General features: G+C 46.5%; 16 protein-coding genes. 9 read left to right on the top strand and 7 right to left on the bottom strand.

The genetic code is table 11. The features are described from left to right. The first annotated feature begins 43 nt into the window (after positions 1-43). Entirely contained in the window at positions 44-1,024 is a 981-nt protein-coding gene (locus tag RA156_RS15635) for an acyl-CoA thioester hydrolase/BAAT C-terminal domain-containing protein (RefSeq protein WP_306641417.1), read from the top strand. Further along, a complete protein-coding gene (locus RA156_RS15630) occupies positions 1,017-1,568 on the top strand; it encodes a GNAT family N-acetyltransferase (RefSeq protein ID WP_306641415.1) in 552 nt (183 codons plus the stop codon). The genes RA156_RS15635 and RA156_RS15630 overlap by 8 nt, the downstream gene beginning before the upstream one ends. A gap of 51 nt (positions 1,569-1,619) precedes the next feature. Here RA156_RS15630 and RA156_RS15625 read toward each other — a convergent pair whose 3' ends face one another. Next, on the bottom strand, positions 1,620-2,483 hold the full coding sequence (locus RA156_RS15625; protein ID WP_306641413.1) for an SDR family oxidoreductase: 864 nt from the start codon (positions 2,481-2,483) through the stop codon (positions 1,620-1,622). A 119-nt stretch (positions 2,484-2,602) separates the two neighbouring features. Between RA156_RS15625 and RA156_RS15620 the strand changes: the two genes are divergently transcribed. Beyond that, positions 2,603-2,941 (top strand): winged helix-turn-helix transcriptional regulator, encoded by a 339-nt coding sequence (locus RA156_RS15620; protein ID WP_306641411.1) that lies wholly within the window; start codon positions 2,603-2,605, stop codon positions 2,939-2,941. Between the two features lie 74 nt (positions 2,942-3,015). On the opposite strand, the gene RA156_RS15615 is transcribed toward RA156_RS15620, so the two are convergent. From RA156_RS15615 to RA156_RS15590, 6 genes are all read right to left on the bottom strand, one after another. Continuing rightward, entirely contained in the window at positions 3,016-3,162 is a 147-nt protein-coding gene (locus tag RA156_RS15615) for a hypothetical protein (protein ID WP_306641409.1), read from the bottom strand. A gap of 97 nt (positions 3,163-3,259) precedes the next feature. After that, positions 3,260-3,859: a nicotinate (nicotinamide) nucleotide adenylyltransferase gene (gene nadD / locus RA156_RS15610; RefSeq protein ID WP_306641407.1), complete on the bottom strand. Its 600-nt coding sequence runs from the start codon at positions 3,857-3,859 to the stop codon at positions 3,260-3,262. Continuing rightward, entirely contained in the window at positions 3,856-4,437 is a 582-nt protein-coding gene (gene gmk, locus RA156_RS15605) for a guanylate kinase (protein WP_306641405.1), read from the bottom strand. Before gmk ends, nadD begins: the two co-directional genes overlap by 4 nt. Next, entirely contained in the window at positions 4,427-5,299 is an 873-nt protein-coding gene (locus RA156_RS15600; protein WP_306641403.1) for a YicC/YloC family endoribonuclease, read from the bottom strand. Before RA156_RS15600 ends, gmk begins: the two co-directional genes overlap by 11 nt. Positions 5,300-5,357: 58 nt before the next feature. Next, positions 5,358-8,417, bottom strand: coding sequence for a T9SS type A sorting domain-containing protein (locus tag RA156_RS15595; protein WP_306641401.1), 3,060 nt, complete (start codon positions 8,415-8,417; stop codon positions 5,358-5,360). A 142-nt stretch (positions 8,418-8,559) separates the two neighbouring features. Next, positions 8,560-13,347, bottom strand: a complete 4,788-nt coding sequence (locus RA156_RS15590) for a T9SS type A sorting domain-containing protein (protein WP_306641399.1) — start codon at positions 13,345-13,347, stop codon at positions 8,560-8,562. A 120-nt stretch (positions 13,348-13,467) separates the two neighbouring features. Here RA156_RS15590 and RA156_RS15585 point away from each other — a divergent pair, with 120 nt between their 5' ends. From RA156_RS15585 to RA156_RS15560, 6 genes are all read left to right on the top strand, one after another. Then, the gene (locus RA156_RS15585) at positions 13,468-14,442 is read left to right on the top strand and encodes a polyprenyl synthetase family protein (protein WP_306641397.1); all 975 of its coding nucleotides are present in this window, start codon (positions 13,468-13,470) and stop codon (positions 14,440-14,442) included. Continuing rightward, complete coding sequence (locus RA156_RS15580; protein WP_306641396.1) at positions 14,439-14,855, top strand: toxin-antitoxin system YwqK family antitoxin; 417 nt, start codon at positions 14,439-14,441, stop codon at positions 14,853-14,855. The genes RA156_RS15585 and RA156_RS15580 overlap by 4 nt, the downstream gene beginning before the upstream one ends. Before the next feature lie 86 nt (positions 14,856-14,941). Beyond that, positions 14,942-15,916 carry a glucosaminidase domain-containing protein gene (locus tag RA156_RS15575; protein WP_306641394.1) on the top strand — a complete coding sequence of 325 codons (975 nt, stop codon included), beginning with the start codon at positions 14,942-14,944 and terminating at the stop codon, positions 15,914-15,916. 37 nt (positions 15,917-15,953) lie between these two features. Continuing rightward, complete coding sequence (locus RA156_RS15570) at positions 15,954-18,920, top strand: two-component regulator propeller domain-containing protein (RefSeq protein WP_306641392.1); 2,967 nt, start codon at positions 15,954-15,956, stop codon at positions 18,918-18,920. Between the two features lie 81 nt (positions 18,921-19,001). Next, entirely contained in the window at positions 19,002-19,730 is a 729-nt protein-coding gene (locus RA156_RS15565; protein WP_306641391.1) for a LytR/AlgR family response regulator transcription factor, read from the top strand. 172 nt (positions 19,731-19,902) lie between these two features. Further along, positions 19,903-21,063, top strand: coding sequence for a homogentisate 1,2-dioxygenase (locus tag RA156_RS15560; protein ID WP_306641389.1), 1,161 nt, complete (start codon positions 19,903-19,905; stop codon positions 21,061-21,063). The last annotated feature ends 5 nt before the right edge of the window (positions 21,064-21,068 follow it).

Here is a 21,068-nt window from a genome sequence, read left to right as displayed (position 1 = left end):
CAACTTCCGGTGAAGGAAGATTATCATCTAGCACAAATTCAACTTGAACAACACCAAGAAAATCATCGGTAGCCTCTTGCTCGTCATCGTCGTAGTGGGTGGTTATTTATACCTCGACAGTCTTTTGTTTGATGGTGTTAAGCCTCAAGAAATCACTGATCAAGATTTTAAAGCTTCTTTTTTCGCTAGCGCGGAAACGGAAAAACAGCCTGCCGTCATTCTAATTGGCGGAGGAGCCTGGGGCGACTACTGGGGACAAGAACTTGCGAAGGCAGGATTTGTGGGACTTTCGCTCCCCTATTGTCAAGAAGAAGGCCTCCCCGCTTTGCCTGAGGAAATTCCCTTGGAGTATTTCGAAAAGGCTGCCGGTTGGTTGAGTCAACAGCCCGAAGTAGACCCGGAAAACATCTTGGTCATGGGAGCTTCACGGAATGCCGAGCTGGCCTTAGTAGTAGCTTCTTATTTTCCTGACCTCGTACATGGAGCGATTGCCTATTCACCATCCTCGGTGAGTTGGTCGAACACCGTTTTACCATACAATTCAGACCAAGTGAAGCCCAGCTGGACTTACCGTAGTCAAGCGGTTCCTTTCATACCTATGGAGAAGTTTCAGGGAGGAGAGGCCGAAATGGTTCAAACCCTTCCCTACTGGGTTAGCGGATTCTCGAATGAAGCCATTGTCAATCGCGCAGCCATCCCAGTAGAAAAGGTAAGCGGACCCATCATCTTGTTTTCGGGCATCGCTGATCAAGTTTGGCCATCTGCACGCATGGCAGATATGATTGAAGGACGTGCAAAGTCTAACGGATTCAAATTTGAATTGGAGAACATTCAGTTCCAGAATGCGGGCCATCTGATATCAGGGAATCCGAACAGTCCTTCTACTCAACGCCAAGGAACCATGACAATCAATGGAAAGCAGCACACCTTCGAATTTGGTGGCACCGAGGCGGGAGATCTCGAAGCACAAAAGAAATCTGCCGCGAAGGTTCTAGAGCTGTTGACGAAGATGCGCTATGAGTGAATCGATGAAAATGAACTACCTCTTCCACTCTGAACGTCTCGGCTTCCGTACCTGGAACGAGCACGATCTTGAAGCGTTTGCACAACTGAATGCTGACCCTGAGGTCATGGAGCACTTCCCAAAACCCTTATCAACTGAGGAAACCGCAGGGTTCATTACTCGTTTGCAGGATCATTTCGACAAACGTGGATATACCTACTATGCCACAGAGGTAATTGAGACCGGAGAATTCATCGGATTCATTGGCCTTGCCTATCAAGAGTATGAAACCGACTTCACTCCCGCGACTGATATTGGATGGCGCCTCAAGAAATCAGCCTGGGGGAAGGGCTACGCAACGGAAGGTGCCAAACGTTGTTTGCAGCACGCTTTCGAAACGCTAAACCTATCTAAGATCGTGGCAGTCTGCACCCTGAGGAACACCAACTCTGAAAATGTGATGCGGAAGATCGGGATGACCAAAAAAGGTGAGTTTGACCATCCGAAATTGGGAGACTATCCACAGCATCAACGTTGTGTGTGGTATGAGATCACCCCAAAATAAAGAAGCCCCCCGAAGGATCGGAGGGCTCTTTGATTATATATAGGTTGCTGATTAATTCAGCATTTCTGCCATTCCGAAGGCTGTCAAGAAGTTGCTGTATCCTTCTTTCACGTTGTCGTTGGCAATCTTCACGTGTTCGCCTGTAATTCCATCAACCACGGTGCGCAACGGACGCTGTCCTTTCGGTGTTTCGATCAACTTAAAGATCGCATCTGCTACCATCTGAGGGTTGAGGTCAAGGCTTTCAAATGCTTTGCCCATTCCTTCTCCAATTTGCTCAGGCACATCTGCCAATGGTCCGTAACCTGCAGTTACATCTTGGTCTGCTCCGTACGCTGTCTTCTGGAAGATCTCTGTTGGGAAAGCTCCTGGCTGAACCAATACAACATCAACTCCTAGTGGACGAACCTCGAAGTGCAGTCCTTCTGTCAATCCTTCTAGAGCGAATTTCGTGCTGTTGTATACAGTCATGAAGGGAGCCGAGAAACGTCCAAGGCTACTTGAAATATTGATGATCAACCCTTCTCCTTGATTACGCATTTGAGGAAGCGCTGACTTGATTGTTCGCCATGGCCCTTTCAAGTTCACGTCAAACATGTTCTCTACGTCTTGCTCAGTGTAGGTCTCCGCGATTCCGCCTCCGAAGTAACCCGCGTTGTTAACGAGTACGTCGATACGTCCTTCCTTTTCGATGACTTCTGAGAGCACTTCTTTGGCGCGGTTTCCATCCGTTACGTCAAGATCAACCACGGTAATATTCTCGATGGCATTCAGCTCTGCTGCTCTTTCAGCATTGCGAGAAGTGGTATTACGCATTGAAGCGTATACTTTGTGTCCTTTAGCTGCGGCACCTTTTGCTGTTAGGTAACCGAATCCGCTATTTGTTCCTGTAATAAATACTACTTTGTTTTCCATTTTAATGTATCGTTGGTGATAATTGTTACTCAAAGTTACTTTTATTAGTTACATTTTGTAACTTTGAATAAGAAATCAGGTCAAAAAGTGGTTACCTTGAGGTAACTGATACAAGAGATATGAAAGAGTGTAAGAACCCGCTATGCCCGCTACAACAAGCCTTACAGGTAGTTGGAGGCAAATGGAAACCAGTCATCATCTACCAACTCAGTCGTTCGAAGAAGCGATTTGGGCAGTTAAATGCCGCTGTTGTTGGTGTATCTCGTAAGGTATTGACCAGTCAGCTTAATGAACTCGTAGATGATGGTCTTGTCGTACGTACCTCATACGCAGAAACTCCCCCACGCGTTGAATACGAGTTAACAGAAAAGGGAAAAGAGCTCCTACCGATCTTTGATTCCATGGCGGATTGGGGAATGTACTTAGTAGAAGATTACAAGCGAAGCATTGCTTGTTAGGCCTAAATAGAAAAAGCCCCCCGACATTACGGGAGGCTTTTCCAACCTTTAACCTATTTGAACCTTACTAATCTTTAACGACTAGCAGCGAGTTGAATCATTTGGAATTTGAGGTCGTTCACCTCTTGAAGTTTGGCTAGGTAAGCGTTTACTTTACCTGCTTTCATTAAGTCTATTGCCTGGCTCTTCAATGCCATATATTTTTTTCTAAGTTCTTTCATGTTCCTAGGTTTTAAAGTGTTTCACCCATCATAATGCAAGCCCCGTGCCAAAAAATGGACGGGGCTTGAAAAAAATTACTAATCAGCTGTATATCAACTATTTCTCGTAGAGATAATTATTGCTGATGTAGTTGATCACCTTGTCTGGAACCAGGTATCGAATGTCTTTTTGAGTGCGAATCGCATTGCGGAGGAAGGTAGACGAGATCCGAATCATCGGTGCTTCACAAATCGTCACCCGTTTGAGGTCAACGAGTACCCCTGATTCTTCTGTATTCTCTCCTTCGGTAATACTACGTGGGTAAACGAAGATGTCATATGACGACACAATGCGTTCGTAGTCCTTCCAACGATGCAATGAACGTAGATTGTCTTCTCCCATGATCAGAACGAACTCGGTGTCGCTATATCTCTCTTGAAGAAGGTCTAATGTATTAATGGTATAGTTCGGCTGCGGAAGATTGAACTCCACATCGCTGACCTCAAGTTTATTGTTGTCAATGGTCGCCAAGCGCACCATTTGCAGTCTATGATCATCTGGGAGTAGATCTCCGCGATCCTTTAACGGGTTGTGAGGGGTAACGATCAACCACACCTCATCGAGGTCTGTGTGATTCGCCATAAAGTTGGCGATCACCAGGTGTCCAATGTGGATTGGATTGAACGTACCGAAGTAAAGACCCGTTCGTTTCTTCATGCTTCTAGAAAATCAGCGATTAGTTTGCTCGCTTCTTGTTTTGCCGTTTCGAGGTCATCATTGATTAAAATCACATCAAAAGAATCAGCGACGGCCAATTCCTGTGCTGCTTTACCCATTCTTCGACGAATGCTCTCTTCTGTTTCGGTATCTCTTCCACGTAAGCGAGCTTCTAATGCTTCAAGGTTGGGTGGCATAACGAAGACAGCCAACGCTTTATCTCCGAAAGACTTTTTCAAATTCAAACCTCCTTGAACGTCAACATCGAAAATCACATGCTTGTTCATTTCCCAGATGCGTTCGATCTCCATATGGAGGGTGCCATAGAATTGATCAGTATATACCTCTTCCCATTCTACAAAAGCTCCAGCTTCGATGTAGGCTTTGAACTCCGCAACACTGAGGTAGTGATAATCTTTACCTTCTCGCTCTTTTTTTCTGGGCGCTCGGCTTGTGGCCGAGATGGAGAATTCTAAATCTTCTCGGGTATCTAATAGGTGCTTAACGATCGTAGTCTTCCCAGCACCTGACGGCGCAGAAAAGATGACGCATTTGCCGTTATGCTGATCAGAGGACATTGAGAACTTGTTCTTTGATCTTCTCGAGTTCGTCTTTCATTTGAATCACACCGCGTTGAATCTCTGCGTCATTTGCTTTTGACCCAAGGGTGTTGATCTCTCGACCAATCTCCTGAGAGATGAAACCAAGTTTCTTTCCTTGCGCATTGCCCTTGGTCAGGATGTCCAAGAAGTAGTCTGTGTTAGACTTCAAACGCTGACGTTCTTCAGATACATCGATCTTCTCCAAGTAGTAGATCAATTCCTGCTCAAAGCGGTTTTTATCCAACTTCTCAGACTCGATGAATTCTTCAAGGTTGCCAGAGATACGTCCTTTGATACGTGCGATACGTTGCTCAATAAGATCGTCTAGGCCGCCTTCCAATTCTTGAATCCTAGCGATTCGTCCACGGAAGTCTTCTTCCAATCCAGCTCCTTCTTGAACACGGTATGAATTGAACATCTCGAAAGCCTGTTCGATCAATTTCATGATCTGAGACCACTCATCTTCGTTCAGCTCTTCGCGTTCTGGCTTTAGTACATCAGGAATGCGCATGATCATCGATAGATAATCAACGTCTTGCTGGCCAATCTGATCAGCCACCTCTTTCAAGTCTTCGTGAAAAGACGAGATCAACGCCTTATTGATCGTCATACGCTTCTCAGCAGCGTCAGCCTCATAGTAGATGCTGAGGTCTGTCTTTCCGCGGAATACGCGGTCAGCTAGCCATTTACGAAGCTTCATTTCCTTCTCCTTGTACAAAGAAGGCATGCGCACGTTTAAGTCGAGCTGCTTGCTGTTGAGTGATTTGAGTTCTACGGTAAACTTGCGGGTTCCAACGTTCCCTTCAGCTTTTCCGTAGCCTGTCATAGAGCGAATCATGCGTTGCTATTTCGTGCAAAAATAGCAATTGACCGCTCTATAACCGGAATTGTGTCTCCTAATCAGTGATTACGACATGCTTTCGGATCACACCGCTTGCCGTTTGACAAGTCACGATGTAGTATCCTGAAGCTAAATCACCAATGTTCAAGGTCACGGTGAAGTCGTTCAAGGCCGGCTCATTGAGCACCTCACGCCCACGTTCATCGTAGATCGAAATCCGTTCTAGTGCTTTACGCGATGATACATTGAGGATGTCTTGAGCAGGCACCGGGAAGATGTCTACTTGATTCGCTTCGAGTTCTTCTACATTGACCGAACATTGAATCGCTGGGCCACTCTCAAAACAAGACGAGTAAAGCGTAGAGATCATCGTACACACCACCACATCGTCTTCAGCAAATGGGCCAATCACATACTCGTTCGGCTGATCAAGAATAGTAATGTAGCTGTTGACATTATTGATCAATGTCCAAGGACCTGCATTCCCCATGTCAGTGACATCAGCTACTACATAGAGGTTACCTGCCGTCTCTTCACAATCGTAAGATGACCAGTCAATTTGAGGTCCGACACATTCGTAAACACATGAACCATCATCAATCAATGCCGTGACATCGTAATTGAATGCTGTCGGGTCTGTACACCCTTGACATGTCACGTATTCACAGGTTCCATCATTTTGAGTGGCTGTTTCGTCGTAGTTACACGCATCAGTGTCGGTACAACCCAGACATGATTCGTAATCACACGTTCCATTGTCAATCGTGTATTCTTCACTGTAATTACACGCTAGCGGATCGATACACCCATAGCAACCAAAGTCACAACTATCGTCGTCAACTGTCGCTTCTGGATCGTAGTTACACGCCGTTGGAATAGTACAACCTAAACATGATGTGTAGTCACAGTTACCATCACTTACCACGGCAAATTCGTCGTAGTTACATGCCTCCGGATCCATACAACCAACACACTCCAGCTGACATGACCCGTCATCGAAGATGGCCACGGCGCTGTAGTTACAAGCATCTGGATCAGTACATCCAAAACAGCTGTAGTCACACGAGTTATCATTTACGGTAGCGTCAGGATTGTAATTACACGCCTCTTCATCTGTACAACCTAAACAGTCATACACACAACTTGCATCGAGAATCGTTGCCGTTGGATCGAAGTTACAGGCAATCGGGTCTGTACACCCTAAACAACTGTAATCACATTGTCCATTATCGATAGAAGCAGAAGAGTCGAAGTTACACGCTCCTGGGTCTGTACAACCCAAACAGGTAATGAACTCACAGTTGCCACTGTCCATGGTCGCAAATGGGTCATAGTTACATGCTCCAGAATCCATACACCCGACACAGTCGTTGTTACAGCTTCCGTTGTCAATGGTGGCATCAGGGTTGTAATTACATGCCCCTGAATCCGTACATCCATAACAATCGAAATGGCAACTGTCATCATTCTGTGTGGCCAATGGATCGAAGTTACATGCGTCTGGGTTCATACACCCTTGACAATCATAAGTACAGGATCCATCATCTTCTGTATTGTCAGGTTCGTAGTTACAAGCCGTTGGGTCGGTACATCCGACACATGACTCATAATCACACGTTCCGTCGTCTTGTGTGGCGGTGATATCCCAGTTACATGCGGTATCATCCATACATCCTAGACATGTCTCGTAGTCACAAGAACCATCGTTGAAGTTCACTCCGGCGTTGTAATTACATGCTGTTTCATCATCACATCCGAAATAGAAGGTCATACAACCGTTATTCGGCGGTAAGTTTCCTTCACACACTCCAATTGGGTCAGCGTCGACTCCGGCATCGCCACAGTCATAACCCCACTTCAAGCAGTTAAAGTTGACCGAAGGCTCACCAATGGAAGTTCCAAAATCGAGGTTTCCATCACCTAATCGATCCAATACCTCTATGTCATATACGTTGTCGCTACAATCACAGATGGTGTTTTCGTCGTAACAGTTTCCGTTATTCCAATAGAAGTACGGGGAAACAGACTCCGCTGACGTTTCAAAAGAGAACTGATAGTTTCCATCTGCTATGGTATTCTCCATGGTAAAGGAGAGACCTGAAGTCAGGTTGAGATCTGTAAGATCAATCTCCTGCCACTCCCCAGAATTGACTCGGTAATTTAAGTCGGTGACCTCACAGGGGCCATTCATGGTGAAAGTGACATCAAAGGAAGGTCGATACCCTAAACTGTCTGAATAGGTACATTCGCCTTGCTCAAAACTCATAATCAAAGGGGTACATGCCGGGGCGGCACATCCATTATTCGGAGGTAGCTCACCTAAACATGTGTCATAGGGGTCGTGGTTGATTCCACCATCTCCACAATCCCAACCCCAGAGGTTACATGTGAAGTCTACTGGCACACCGTACCAGTACGAAGTGGTTCCTTCGTCGTAAAAGCCATCTCCTAGCCAGATCAATACACCCATGTTGTGTTGCGTCCCTGCACAGTCACAGATGAACTCGTCATAGATACATGCTAATTCGAAGGTATTCTCTGCCTCAGGATCGTAGTTCACCGCGTACGGGTTACCACAAGCGTTCTGATTATCGTAACAGTTCACCGCAATTTCCACCGGAGCTGAAGTCCCATCGAAAGTGGTCGCCGTGAAGGAATAAACACCACCGGTTAGTAGGGGAATAATCACCGTTTCACCATCAGTAATGAATTCACCAATGGCAGGTAGGTCAATACAACCAGTAACCCCACCTCCAACTTGCTGCCAACAAATCTCTTCGAGATAACAGACACCACTAATAGACGGAGTGATCGCCACGCGGGTAATGAAGTCTCCTGTTTGGCTATCCCAAAGACAGGCTTCTTCGATTTCGAGTTCATAAGGAACACATGAATCCCAAAGGCAAGAGCCGTCATTGACTGTTGCATCAGGATCGTAATTGTTTGCTGTTGGTTCGGTACAACCGTAACAACTGTAATCACATGTACCGTCATCCTCCGTGGCCGATGCATCAAAATTACATGCACTCGGATCCGTACACCCAGGAACCTGGCTAAACGCTTGTCCGGCAGCTAATACAAAGAGGAATAATAAGATTGTTTTCAACCCACGCATAATCGTAGTATTTATCAAGTGCTAAATACCTGATTATTCGATGGGCTGAATGTAGGATTTCGACCGATGGTCGTGTAGGGCCGACGAATAGAAAAGCCCCAGAGAAATTCCCTGGGGCTTCATAATACTTGGATTGTTATCCTCAGTGTTTCACGACCACTCGTTCTGTTCGAGCGCCGTTAGAATCGGTCATCTTCACGAAGTACATTCCGCTAGCGAGTGACGATACATTCATCTCGTATCGTAGGTTTCCAGCCGGGATGTTTTCAGACATGATCAACTTACCTGTCAAGTCAACGAGTTCAATCATCATGTTCTCATTCGCGAATCCTTCGATGATGAGTACTTCGTTGGCAGGGTTAGGGTAAACCTCCCAAACAGTGCTCTCAATCAATTCCACGCTAGTGTCACAACCGTAACCGGCCAATTCAAGAATACAAACGTCGAACTCTTCAGATTCAATAGTGATCGTTACGATATCACCATCAACAAAAGGACCGTACAATAGCGTACCTGTTCCGTCGATGATATCTGTGTTGTTGTCTTGGTCATTTGACACTACGTAAGGACCAACATTTCCGTATTCAGTAACGTCGATTTCGATGTAGAACTCATTGTCTCCGTCAAGACATCCGATATCAGAAAGGTCAACGATCGGCAGTTCACAATCATCGATACAAGATCCATCGTCGATCGTTGCATTTGGATCGTAATTAATGGCGAACTCGTTCGTACATCCAGCACATGTTTCGTACTCACAAGAGTCATCATCTACTGTTGCATCTGCATCGTAGTTACATGCCTCTGGATCTGTACAACCGTAACAGCTGTAATCACATGAACCATCATCAACTGTAGCATCAGGGTTGTAGTTACACGCTTCTGGATCTGTACATCCTAGACCATCGTAGATACAAGAACCATCATCGATCGTCGCATCTGGATCGTAGTTCGATGCCAATGGATCAGTACATCCGTAGCAGCTGTAATCACATGAACCATCATCAACTGTAGCATCAGGGTTGTAGTTACACGCTTCTGGATCTGTACATCCTTCATCATCGTAAGTACATGATCCATCATCGATTGTCGCATCTGGATCATAGTTGTTCGCTGTTGGGTCAGTACAGCCGTAGCAGCTGTAATCACATGAACCATCATCAATTGTAGCTTCTGGATTGTAGTTGCATGCTTCCGGATCTGTACATCCTTCGTCATCGTATGTACAAGAACCATCATCAATTGTAGCATCCGGATCGTAGTTATTCGCTACAGGATCCGTACATCCTTCCACATCGTAGATACATGAACCATCATCTTCCGTTGCATTCGAATCATAGTTGATTGCTGTTGGGTCTGTACAACCGTAGCAATCGTAATCACATGAACCATCATTCACAGTTGCTTCTGGATCGTAGTTACAAGCGAGGATATCATCACATCCCTCGATGTCGTAGATACAAGAACCATCGTTCAAAGTAGCCGACGGATCGTAGTTCAACGCCGTTGGGTCAGTACATCCGAGAATCTCACCTACACATCCATTGTTTGGAGGGAGGTTGCCATCACACACGCCATTTGGATCATCGTTGATTCCGAAGTCACCACAGTCATAACCCCAAGTTTGACAGTTGAAGTCAACTGGGTTACCATCCCAGGTGAAAGAACCATCGTCTTCGAGTCCGTCTCCTAGCCATGCTAGAACACCAATGGTGTGTTGCGTTCCTGCACAGTCACAAATGGTTTCTTCGTTTTCACAGTCACCATTTTCCCAAGTGAAGACTGGAGAAATAGAACCGTCGTCTGTCGTGAAGTAGAATTCATACGACCCACCAGGAGTCGTGTTGTTCAAGATCAGTCCGTCGCCGTCTCCAATTTCTAGTTCCAACTCAGCAAAGTCGAAGCAAGTGTAGCCACCGCCGTCTTCTTGGAAGCAGAACTCAGTGATCAAACAGTCTCCGTTGATCGAGATGTCAAATCCGATTACCGGAAGGATTCCGACACCGTCTCCAGTATCAAGACAATCTTCCTGGTAGGCCGTACCACTTACTGGTCCACACCCTGCACATCCGTTGTTTGGAGGAAGGTTTCCTTCACACACACCGTTTGGATCGTCATTGATTCCGCCGTCGGCACAATCATAACCCCATGTTTCACAGTTGAAATCTACCGTTTGGCCATCCCATTCGAATGAACCATCGTCTAGGAATCCGTCTCCTAACCAAACCAATACTCCTATGGTGTGTTGATTTCCGCTACAATCACAAATGAACTCATCATAAATACATTGAGCCTCATCATTGATCTCAACAATTGGGTTGTAGTTCAATGCGAACGGGTTTCCACAACCAACAATGGCATCGCTACAATCAACCGCAATGGTTTCTACTGGTGAGACTCCTTCAGCCGTTGTTACGTAAACATCGTACTCTCCTGCTTCAGGAACTGGAATAAATACGCCATCGCCATCCTCAAGGAAGATGTCGAAATCAGGAAGGAAGAAACAGGTCTCGTCACCTCCTCCAGTTGGAGTGAAGCAAACATTCTCAATGATACAGTCACCTGAAATCTCCACGTTCACTAGAATGCGGTTTACGATTTCTTGGTTCACCTCATCGAAGAAACAGTCTTCTGAAAGTGTGATTCCAGTTGGCACACAATCATCGTAAATACAGCTACCGTCATCAGAAGTAGCCAATGGATTATAGTTCGTCGCATTCGGGTCTGTACAACCGAATACTTCGTCGTCACAGTTGCTGCTTGTGTACAGGAACTCTTCAGAAACCGTTCCATCAGAAAGCGTGTAGTAGAATGTGTACTCTGTGTCTGGATCAAGGTTGATGAATCCAATCGCATCACCTGATTCAATCAGCAATGGTGGATCTTGCGTCGGCAGGTTGAAACAAGTGAATGTTTCACCATCGATGGCAAAGCAGAAGTCTTCTACTAGACAGTCTCCATTCCAGCTTACAAGCACATCGATCGTTGGCAACTCACCAAATCCGTTATCGGCACATCCTGTATCGATGACCGTCATATCTAGGTTAGTGCAAGAAGTGAGGTCTCCACACCCGTTGTTCGGAGGGAGGTTACCATCACAAACACCGAATGGATCGCCTACCGTTCCGAAGTCACCACAATCGTAACCCCAAGTTTCACAGTTGAAGTCTACAGGCTGACCTTCCCACTGGTAAGTTCCGTCGTCTTCAAAGCCATCGCCCAACCAAGTCAATACACCAATGGTGTGTTCCGTACCAAGACAGTCACAGATGGTGTCTTCGTTGTTACAGTCACCTGTTGTGAAGGTATATTCCCCAGAAGTAGCGCCATCAGTGAGGGTATAGTAGAATGTGTATTCCGTGTTCGGATCGAGGTCAACAAAATCCAATGGGTCTCCAGATTCAAGTAGAATTGGATCAGCCAATGCAGGGAGGTCAAAACAATCGAAGTTTACCCCGTCTGTAGAGAAACAGAAGTCTTGAACGATACAATCGCCATTCCAAGTCATTGTCAACGTGATCGTTGGTAGAAGTCCGTTGCCGTTATCCGCACAAGGTCCTTCAACGATGTCCATATCTAGGTTGGTACAATCGTCACCTCCGCCACCGTTGTCATCTACACAGAAATCGTAAGTGTCTTGATCACCATAGGTAGAGCTAGCCATCGTAAACACAACAGCTCCATTTTCATCAAACATGGTGAAGTCACCGTCAACACCACATCCTGCTTCAGCAGAACCATTCAATCCATCTCCAAAAGAGTCATAGATATTGAATGTGTAACAGCCAGAAGTCAGACATAAATCAGTGTCAATCGTTGTAATCGACTCAGGAAGAAGATCAGCGTAAGGACCTCCAGAAGCCACTGCAACTCCGTTACTATTGAGTACTTCCCAAGTGATTTCTGAACCGTAGCAATCAGGAGTCAGTGAGAATGTGTAACCGCTGTCTACACATGGTGCTGGCTCTTCTACAGTCCAACCGATGTCTTCCATCAATCCCATGATGATTGGACCCGGATCGTGGATCGCTTCACCTGGTGCAATGAACGGTGTCATCAGCGAGTTTGCATTCCCCGCAGGATATGAGTCTTCATCAACGTGTGAGTAGCTTGACCCTTGCGCCCAAGAACTCGGAGCGTAAAGTTGTGGGTCAGTACCACCATTGTTGCCAACTGCTGCGGGTCCGTTCCAGAACAGGTTATCAGAAGTTAGCTGCTGGTAAAGCGAGAAGCTATTGTCTGGGAAATTCAAGATCGATGAGTTCGATCCGTTTTCCACGTAAGTGTCATAAATAGAAGGATTGCTGAAGAAGAAGAACCCTGTAGTTCCATCAACGCCTGCAGAACCAACCACGCCAAGTCCGTGACCGAGCTCGTGCAGCACCACAGATACGAAGTCGAACTGACCAAAGCCGGGGTTACCGTCTGTTCCGAAGTACCAGTTCGTGCCGCTATCAAAGCTTGCTTCGATGTCAGCTCCACCTTGAAGGTTGAAGCCTGCCAGCTTATCAGCCAAGGCTGAAGGGTAGAAAGTATTTGCTTCAGGGGCATTGGCGAAATTCTGGAAGTAACCAGAAGCTCCTGCGAATCCAAGAGTATTTCCGTCAATGTCTTCCCAAGTTGCATCAATAATGATTGGCACACTTGACGTCAACAGCGATGACCAAATGTCAACGGCGTATTGAAATGCCGCTTGTGCTTCAGGAGTGAAGCCGTTGTAATTCACTGAAATGACCACATCACGCTCTCCGTTCGGAACGAAGCTCGCTGGGGGTGCAATAAATGAATCATGCTGTTCTTCAAGGCCGATCAGACCCATGCATTGTACGGTATGACCTCCTGGATGCTGGCACAGCTGTGCAAAGAGGCTTGAAGAAAGTAAAACTGCAACCGCAAGGAAACAGCTTCTCAAGAGTTTTGTTAGTATCATCAGATAAGGCTTAGCAATCAATTATTAACGCAAGGTACGACGGTACAAACGCTCAGAAAAGCATCTTAGATGACATTAATTGGAATCATGGATGTGGAAAACGCTAAATTTGGACGCTGAATGGCCACAGTTGCAGAAATAAAAGCTCCGATCGCAAACGAAATGGCTCGTTTTGAATCGCACTTCAAGGAAGCGATGAAAAGCGAGACGCCACTTCTTGATAAGATCACACACTACATTATCAAGCGCAAGGGAAAACAGATGCGACCAATGTTCGTGTTTCTGTCTGCCAATGTTTGTGGAGGGGTTGTAGAGTCTACCTATACTGCAGCTTCACTCATCGAACTTCTTCACACCGCTACTTTAGTTCACGACGACGTCGTTGACGACGCATACAAACGTCGAGGCTTCTTCTCCGTGAATGCCCTGTGGAAGAACAAAATCGCTGTTTTGGTAGGGGATTACCTGCTTTCGCGTGGTTTGCTCATGTCGGTTGACAATGGTGAGTTCGATATCCTTCGCATCGTATCCAATGCGGTTCGCGAAATGAGTGAAGGAGAACTTCTTCAGATTGAAAAAGCGCGTAAGCTGAATATCAATGAAGAAGTGTACTTCGAAATCATTCGCCGCAAAACCGCTTCTCTGATTGCTTCTTGCTGCGAAGCTGGTGCCGCTTCCGCCGGAGGCGATAAAGAAACCCAAGAAAAACTTCGACTATTCGGTGAATACGTGGGTATCGCATTCCAAATCAAGGATGACCTATTCGACTATGGAGGCCCGGAAGACATAGGAAAGCCAACAGGGATCGATATCAAAGAACGCAAGATGACCTTGCCGTTGATCCGTGCCCTGAATATTGCACCAGCCAACGAGCGCAGAAAAGTGATCAATATTGTTAAAAACCACCACGAAAACCCTGAGAAGGTGAAACAGGTGATTGACTATGTGGTGAGCACTGACGGACTAAAATATGCTCACGATCGCATGATGGAATACACCCACAAAGCGCTGGCTATTTTAGAAGAATTTCCGGAAAGTGATTCGAAAACTTCCCTGCGTGAATTGGTACATTACACGATCAATCGAAAAAAATGAAGCCCTGGTATCTGCTGTTGTTCTTGCTTTTTTTCGCTTGCGCGGAACCTGTTGATCACGTCATTTCAACCTTTGGAGACGGCTCGCCTAAAGTGGTCTATAGCTACCTAGAGTCTGACTCGCTGAATCGCACTGAAACGCACTTTTACAGCAATGGAGCCATTTTCAAGAAAGGCGACATGAAAGCCGGTAAACGCGATGGAAAGTGGCAGAGTTTCTATGAAAATGGCACGCCATGGAGCGTTCATTACTACCAGGACGGACTCAAACACGGCGATTTCACGGCATGGCATGCGAACGGAAATATTCACATCCTTTCCTTCTTCGACCAAGGTCAAAAAGTAGGCAACTGGGTCTTCTTTGATGAAAAAGGAGACACCGCGCTAGTCAAGGAATTCAGCCCTTCCAACTAACATCTAGCTGTTCATAGCTCGTCGCTTGGCAGGCGAATGGCACACTTTCTGCCGTTACTTTAGTATTCGGTGAAAAATGCTTCGTTATGAAACAGTCCGTCACATACCTACTCGTATTCCTCTTTCCCCTGCTTGCACTCGCAGATGGAGAGCGTATCTCACGTAGTGAATACATCGATCAATGGAGTCAAGAAGCCATTAATCAAATGGTGGAATACCAAATTCCAGCCAGCATCACCCTTGCGCAAGGGATTCTTGAGAGTGGTGACGGAAATAGCGAACTCGCTCGTAAGGCGAATAACCACTTCGGTATCAAATGTCATAGCAGCTGGAAAGGCAAAAAAGTCTACCACGATGACGACAAAAAAGGAGAGTGCTTTCGCCACTACCAAAACGCCACTGAATCATACGATGATCATTCAGAATTCCTTTTGCAGAACAGATACAAGAGTCTTTTCGACCTGAAGATTTCTGACTACAAAGGCTGGGCGAAAGGACTGAAAAAAGCTGGTTACGCAACTTCGCCGAAGTACGCCAACCTTCTGATTGATATTATTGAAAAGAACGACCTCACACGATTTGACGACATTGGAATTGATATCCTTGAAGGAAATCAAACCCAGGCTGACATGCCTTCTCCAAAGCAAAACCCAGGTTCTAATAACTGGGATAAGAATGATGGCTTTGATTCCGTTACTCTAGGAGGCGGACGAGAAGTGCTTCTCAGCGAGAATAAGATCAAGTACACGGTGGCCAAATCAGGTGACACACCTGAAAGCATTGCCGCGGAGCTTGAAATGATGACGTGGCAGATTAAAAAGTACAATGACCTTGGCAAAGACGAACGTCCTTCTCCAGGTGAAATTGTTTACTTACAGCCTAAGCGTTCTAAAGCACGCGTTGATCACCACGTCAAACAAGAAGGCGAAAGTCTACGAGACATTTCTCAGCGCTACGGGATCAAGATGAAACACATCTACAAAAAGAATGGTCTTGCCCCTGGAAGCGATGTGCCCGCCGGCACTAAATTGTACCTGAGAAAACGCATCCCTCGTGCATGACATAGACCTCCAGCGCATTCCACACTTCATAGCATTTATGCTTCTGCTTGTTGCTGCGCCCACCTTTGGGCAGCGGTACCAAGCAGAGGTGTACAACCTGAAAGAAGGTCTTCCTCAATCGCAGGTTGATTGTCTTTTAGAAGATCATCGCGGATACATTTGGGTAGGAACCCAGGGAGGCGGATTGGCTCGATTCGATGGCCGGAACTTTGAGGTCCTCAACTCTAGTCATGGTCTACCCGGCAACAAAATCAGCGCTCTCGCTGAAATCAATCAGACCCTCTACATCGGTACTGATGACGGACTCGCACTCTATAACGGCCTTGAGGTTACTACAGGTAATGATGAGCCTATGCGTCAGGCGGTTTACGCTATCGCGGAATCGGACAAAAGTCTATTCGTAGCGGCTGGTGATGAGCTGTATTTCATTCCTGATGCCTCCCAACCATTTGAGGGTTGGGAGTCGATTTTGCAGGACGAAACCATCTTCGATTTACTCGTTACCCAGAGCGGAGAACTCTACGCCTGTGGTGACGGAGGAGTCTACTACATCAACAAGGAGAGCCATCAAGTTTCGCAACTCAGTTTCAGCGGGTCTGCCTATTGCAATGCCCTTTTTGAAGATGGAGAGCAGGTCATCAAGGCATGCACCTACGGAAATGGAATGCTACGCGTTGATCAAGGCGAACTCTTGTCTGACCGATCGTATGGACGGCTGCCAAGAATTGTACTGGATGGTTTGCAGAGTGATCGTGGAGAAACCTTCTTGGCGACACAGCGTGACGGACTCATCATTCACACACGAGAGGGAGAACAAGAGGTCTACGACCAGCAATCTGGCTTGCCTATCAATCATATTCGCTGCCTGCTCGAAGACCGATGGGGGAACATATGGATTGGTAGTTCCGGAAGCGGACTCATTCGATTAAGCGCGCTCCCATTCACACACTACTCGAGCGATACCGGATTGCGCAAACCGCAAGTCTATGCCGTTACATCGGCCCCAGATCAAGGCATTATCTTTTCTAATGGAGATGTCGGCAGCTACCTCTTTCGAAATGATTCACTGATTAAAGGACCCTTTGAACAAGGCACAATTAAAACACTTTTCACCGATTCTAGAGGTTGGGTATGGGCTGGATACGACGGAAGCGGCATTGAAGTCATGACCCCAGACACTCTTTTCTTTATTGACGGTGACGATGGTTTGAGTAGTCCTTTTGTCCGCGCTTTCGCGGAAGGGCCAGATGGTTCAATTTGGGTCGGTACTGCAGGTGGTGGAATCACCCGCATTTTCAACCCCATCACACCTGAAGGGAGAATCAACACCCGCATCTATACCTCTGGAAATGGCTTGTCTGAAGACCGAATCACAGACTTGGTTTTCGATGATCAAAACCGACTCTGGTATAGCACCCGCTCTCATGGTTTTGGCGTCATCTTAAGCAAGGGAGACATCCTCAACTTCGGGAAAGACCAAGGACTACAGAATGAAGAGGTGCGTTCCATTATTATCGATTCCTACGGGGTCTTGTGGATTGGTTCAGGGAATGGTCAGATCAGTCGACTCGACCTCAACAAAGAAGTCTACGCCATTGAACAATTAGACATCCCTGGTGAACGTCCGTATGCCCTGTATGCCATGGATTTTGATAGCCGCGAAAACCTATGGTTAGGCTCGGCAAATGGTGCGTGGCAGTTGACCTTGAATGCCGAACGAGAGGTCATCTCTACAGAGAAATTTGACATTGATGAAGGCTTCAATGGATTGGAAGTTTGCGCGAACGCCATTCTTTCTGACAATCAAGGAGTGATGTGGTTTGGAACCGTGGATGGCTTGAGTATGCATTTCCCGCTTCAAAAAACAGAAGCCCTGATTGCACCAAGGGTTTTCTTGGAGCATCCTGAGCTTGACCTTCAACCCCTTCGTGAATTGCCGCAACACATCTACTTGCAGGCGTGGGATCAGCCTACTGACACCATGGTATTCACCTATGAGCAAAACGATCTCAGTTTCGAAATAGGAGCGATCCATTTGAAGTACCCGGATGACCTCACCTTTAGCTACTGGCTTGAAGGTTATACCGATGAGTGGAGCACCCCTTCTACCCGGTCCTTGATTTCCCTTGGCAACTTGCCCCCGGGCAATTTCACCCTTCATTACAAGTCATGTGTGAAGGGGCTCTTCTGCAATGAGGGAAGGCCGATTACCATCAAGATCCTCCGTCCATTCTGGCAGAAAAGCTGGTTCTTCGGAGCACTATTGTTGGGTGGTTTTATATTGGTTTCCCTGTCGTTTTACTTCTTTGTTCAAGGAGTCAAACGCCGAGCAAAAATTCGCTCAGAGCGTCTCCGATTGGAACGCGATGCCTTGGAAATGGAGCAGAAAGCGCTGCGTCTGCAAATGAACCCGCACTTCATTTTCAATTCGTTGAACAGTATCCAAGGGTTGATTGCAAAAGAAGACAACCGTTCTGCTCGATTATACCTCTCCCGCTTCTCTCGCTTAATGCGCGAAATCCTCGAGAATTCAAGGGAAGACATGATTCCATTAGAGGAAGAATTAAAGACCCTCGAGCATTACCTCGATATGGAACGCTTCACCCATGGAGAAGCCTTCACCTATGAAATCGAAGCGCCTGACGATCTTTTGCACCTGCCGGTTCCTCCATTGGTCATTCAACCCTTCGTAGAAAACAGCATCATTCACGGTTTGCTTCCAAAAGGAGAAGGAGCCCACCTGAGTGTCGAAGTCACAGAAAACGAAGCCGAAGACCTATTGATTATCGTGGAAGACAATGGCATTGGCCGCGCAGCATCTTCACTACGAAATGCGGAACGGGAAGGACATCGATCTGCGGGTCTTTCTGTAACCGAAGAACGTCTTTCGATGCTTTCAAATGGAGAGAATGAACTGACCTTTATCTCCTTTGAAGATCTCTACGTCGAAGGCAACGCTTCAGGAACTCGTGTGACCATTCGAATTCCAAATCCTGACGAATAATCTGGAGAAAGACGCGGATAATCCTTTTACCTTTCCGAGAGGAAGGATTTCGCTTCCTTCGTAGAAGTAAAAAAGAAAGCCATGAAGAGAGCACTGATCATAGACGACGTAGAGAATGCACGTATCGGACTTCGTAAAGACTTGGAAGATTACTGTCCAACAATTGAAGTCTGCGGAGAAGCTGATGGAGTAGTGAACGGCGCACGTATGATTCGCCAGCTCAATCCTGACGTGGTTTTCCTTGACATTCAAATGAAAGACGGCAGCGGGTTCGATCTGCTAGAGATTCTTCCAGACATCAACTTCGCGTTGATCTTTACGACATCAAGCAACGAGCACGCCATTCGCGCATTCCGCTTTTCTGCGGTTGACTACCTGTTGAAGCCAATCGATCCTGATCAATTGGTGGAAGCCGTGGAGAAAGCAGAAAACACTGGAGACCACAAACTCGAAGTGCTTCGTTCAAACCTTGACGGAGGGACCACTCGTTTAGCCTTGAATTCACAAGAAAAAATCAAGGTCGTTGACCTGAAAGAAGTCGTGCGATGTGAATCAACTGGGTCCTACACTCTATTCTGGATGGCTGATGGGGAGCAGATTCTAGTGACAAGAACTTTAAAAGAGTACGATCAAATGCTCTCAGATGCGGGATTCCTTCGTGTGCATCAATCGCACCTCATCAATCTCGCTTTTGTACGTGAATTCATCAAGACAGATGGAGGCTACTTGGTACTTAAAGACAAGAAAGAAATCCCGGTATCTAGCCGCAAACGCAGTGCTGTAATCAAAGCATTGGCACATTTTGCCTGACAAGCATCAGTAAAAAGGGTTCTAAAGGCAGTCGGCATTTGTTAACTTTGTTGACATGTCATCACGACTCGTCTTGTTCGATAATGATCCGAAGCGCGCTCGCAAGCGCAATCCGGAGTGATCTCAAGGTCATTCCACCCGATCATTTACGTCAAATTTTAAAATCGAACACATGCCCTTTTATCATAAACTAGGGAACATCCCGCACAAGCGACACACGATCTTCAGAAAGCCTGATGGTTCGCTCTACCACGAGCAACTATTTGGAACGATCGGTTTCGATGGGATGTCAACCCTCATGTATCATGAGCACCCACCAACCCAAGTTCTTGATGTTCAGTCTTCGGTAGACGTAGCTCCGAAGATCGCTGTAGAGCGAAATATGAAATCACTAAACCTGAATGGGTTTGCCGTAGCACCCAAAGATGACTACCTCGAGAGTCGTGTGCCGGTGCTAACGAATAAAGACTGCACGATCATTCTGGCTGCACCGAAGAAGTCGCTCACTGAGTACTTCTACAAAAACGCAGATGCTGATGAGGTGATCTTTGTCCACGAGGGGAGCGGGACACTCCGCACGCAGCTCGGGAACATTGATTTCGCCTACGGTGACTACCTCGTAGTACCGCGAGGAATGATCTACCAAATGTCATTCAACGACGAAAACAACCGCCTTTTCATTACGGAGTCTTACCGTCCGGTATACACTCCAAAGCGTTACCGAAACTGGTTCGGACAATTGTTGGAGCACTCGCCGTTCTGCGAGCGTGACTTCCGTCCGCCTTCAAAACTGGAAACGCACAATGAAAAAGGTGAGTTCATCATCAAAGTGAAGAAAGAGAACATGCTTCACTCATACGTTTATGGATCGCACCCATTTGACGTGATTGGATGGGATGGTTTTAACTTCCCTTACGCATTCTCTATACACGATTTCGAACCGATTACTGGACGCGTACACCAACCGCCACCGGTTCACCAAACCTTCGAAACAGACGCCTTCGTGATCTGTAGTTTCTGTCCAAGACTCTACGATTACCACCCAGAGGCGATCCCAGCACCTTACAATCACAGTAATATCGATAGTGATGAGGTCTTGTACTATGTTGACGGCGACTTTATGAGCCGAAACAACATTGAGAAGGGTATGATCACTTTGCACCCAGCGGGTATTCCTCACGGACCACACCCTGGAGCATACGAGCGCAGCATCGGTAAAAAAGAAACCGTAGAGCTCGCCGTGATGGTTGATACCTTCAAACCTCTCAAAGTGACTGAACAAGCACTTGAACTTCAAAACCCTGATTACTATCGTTCATGGATCCTCGATTGATCCCT

The organism is Sanyastnella coralliicola (genome assembly GCF_030845195.1).
Taxonomy (GTDB): Bacteria; Bacteroidota; Bacteroidia; order Flavobacteriales_D; family Sanyastnellaceae; genus Sanyastnella; species Sanyastnella coralliicola.
The sequence above is the reverse complement of the archived record's forward strand: the minus strand, read 5'-3'. Positions and strand labels throughout refer to the sequence as shown.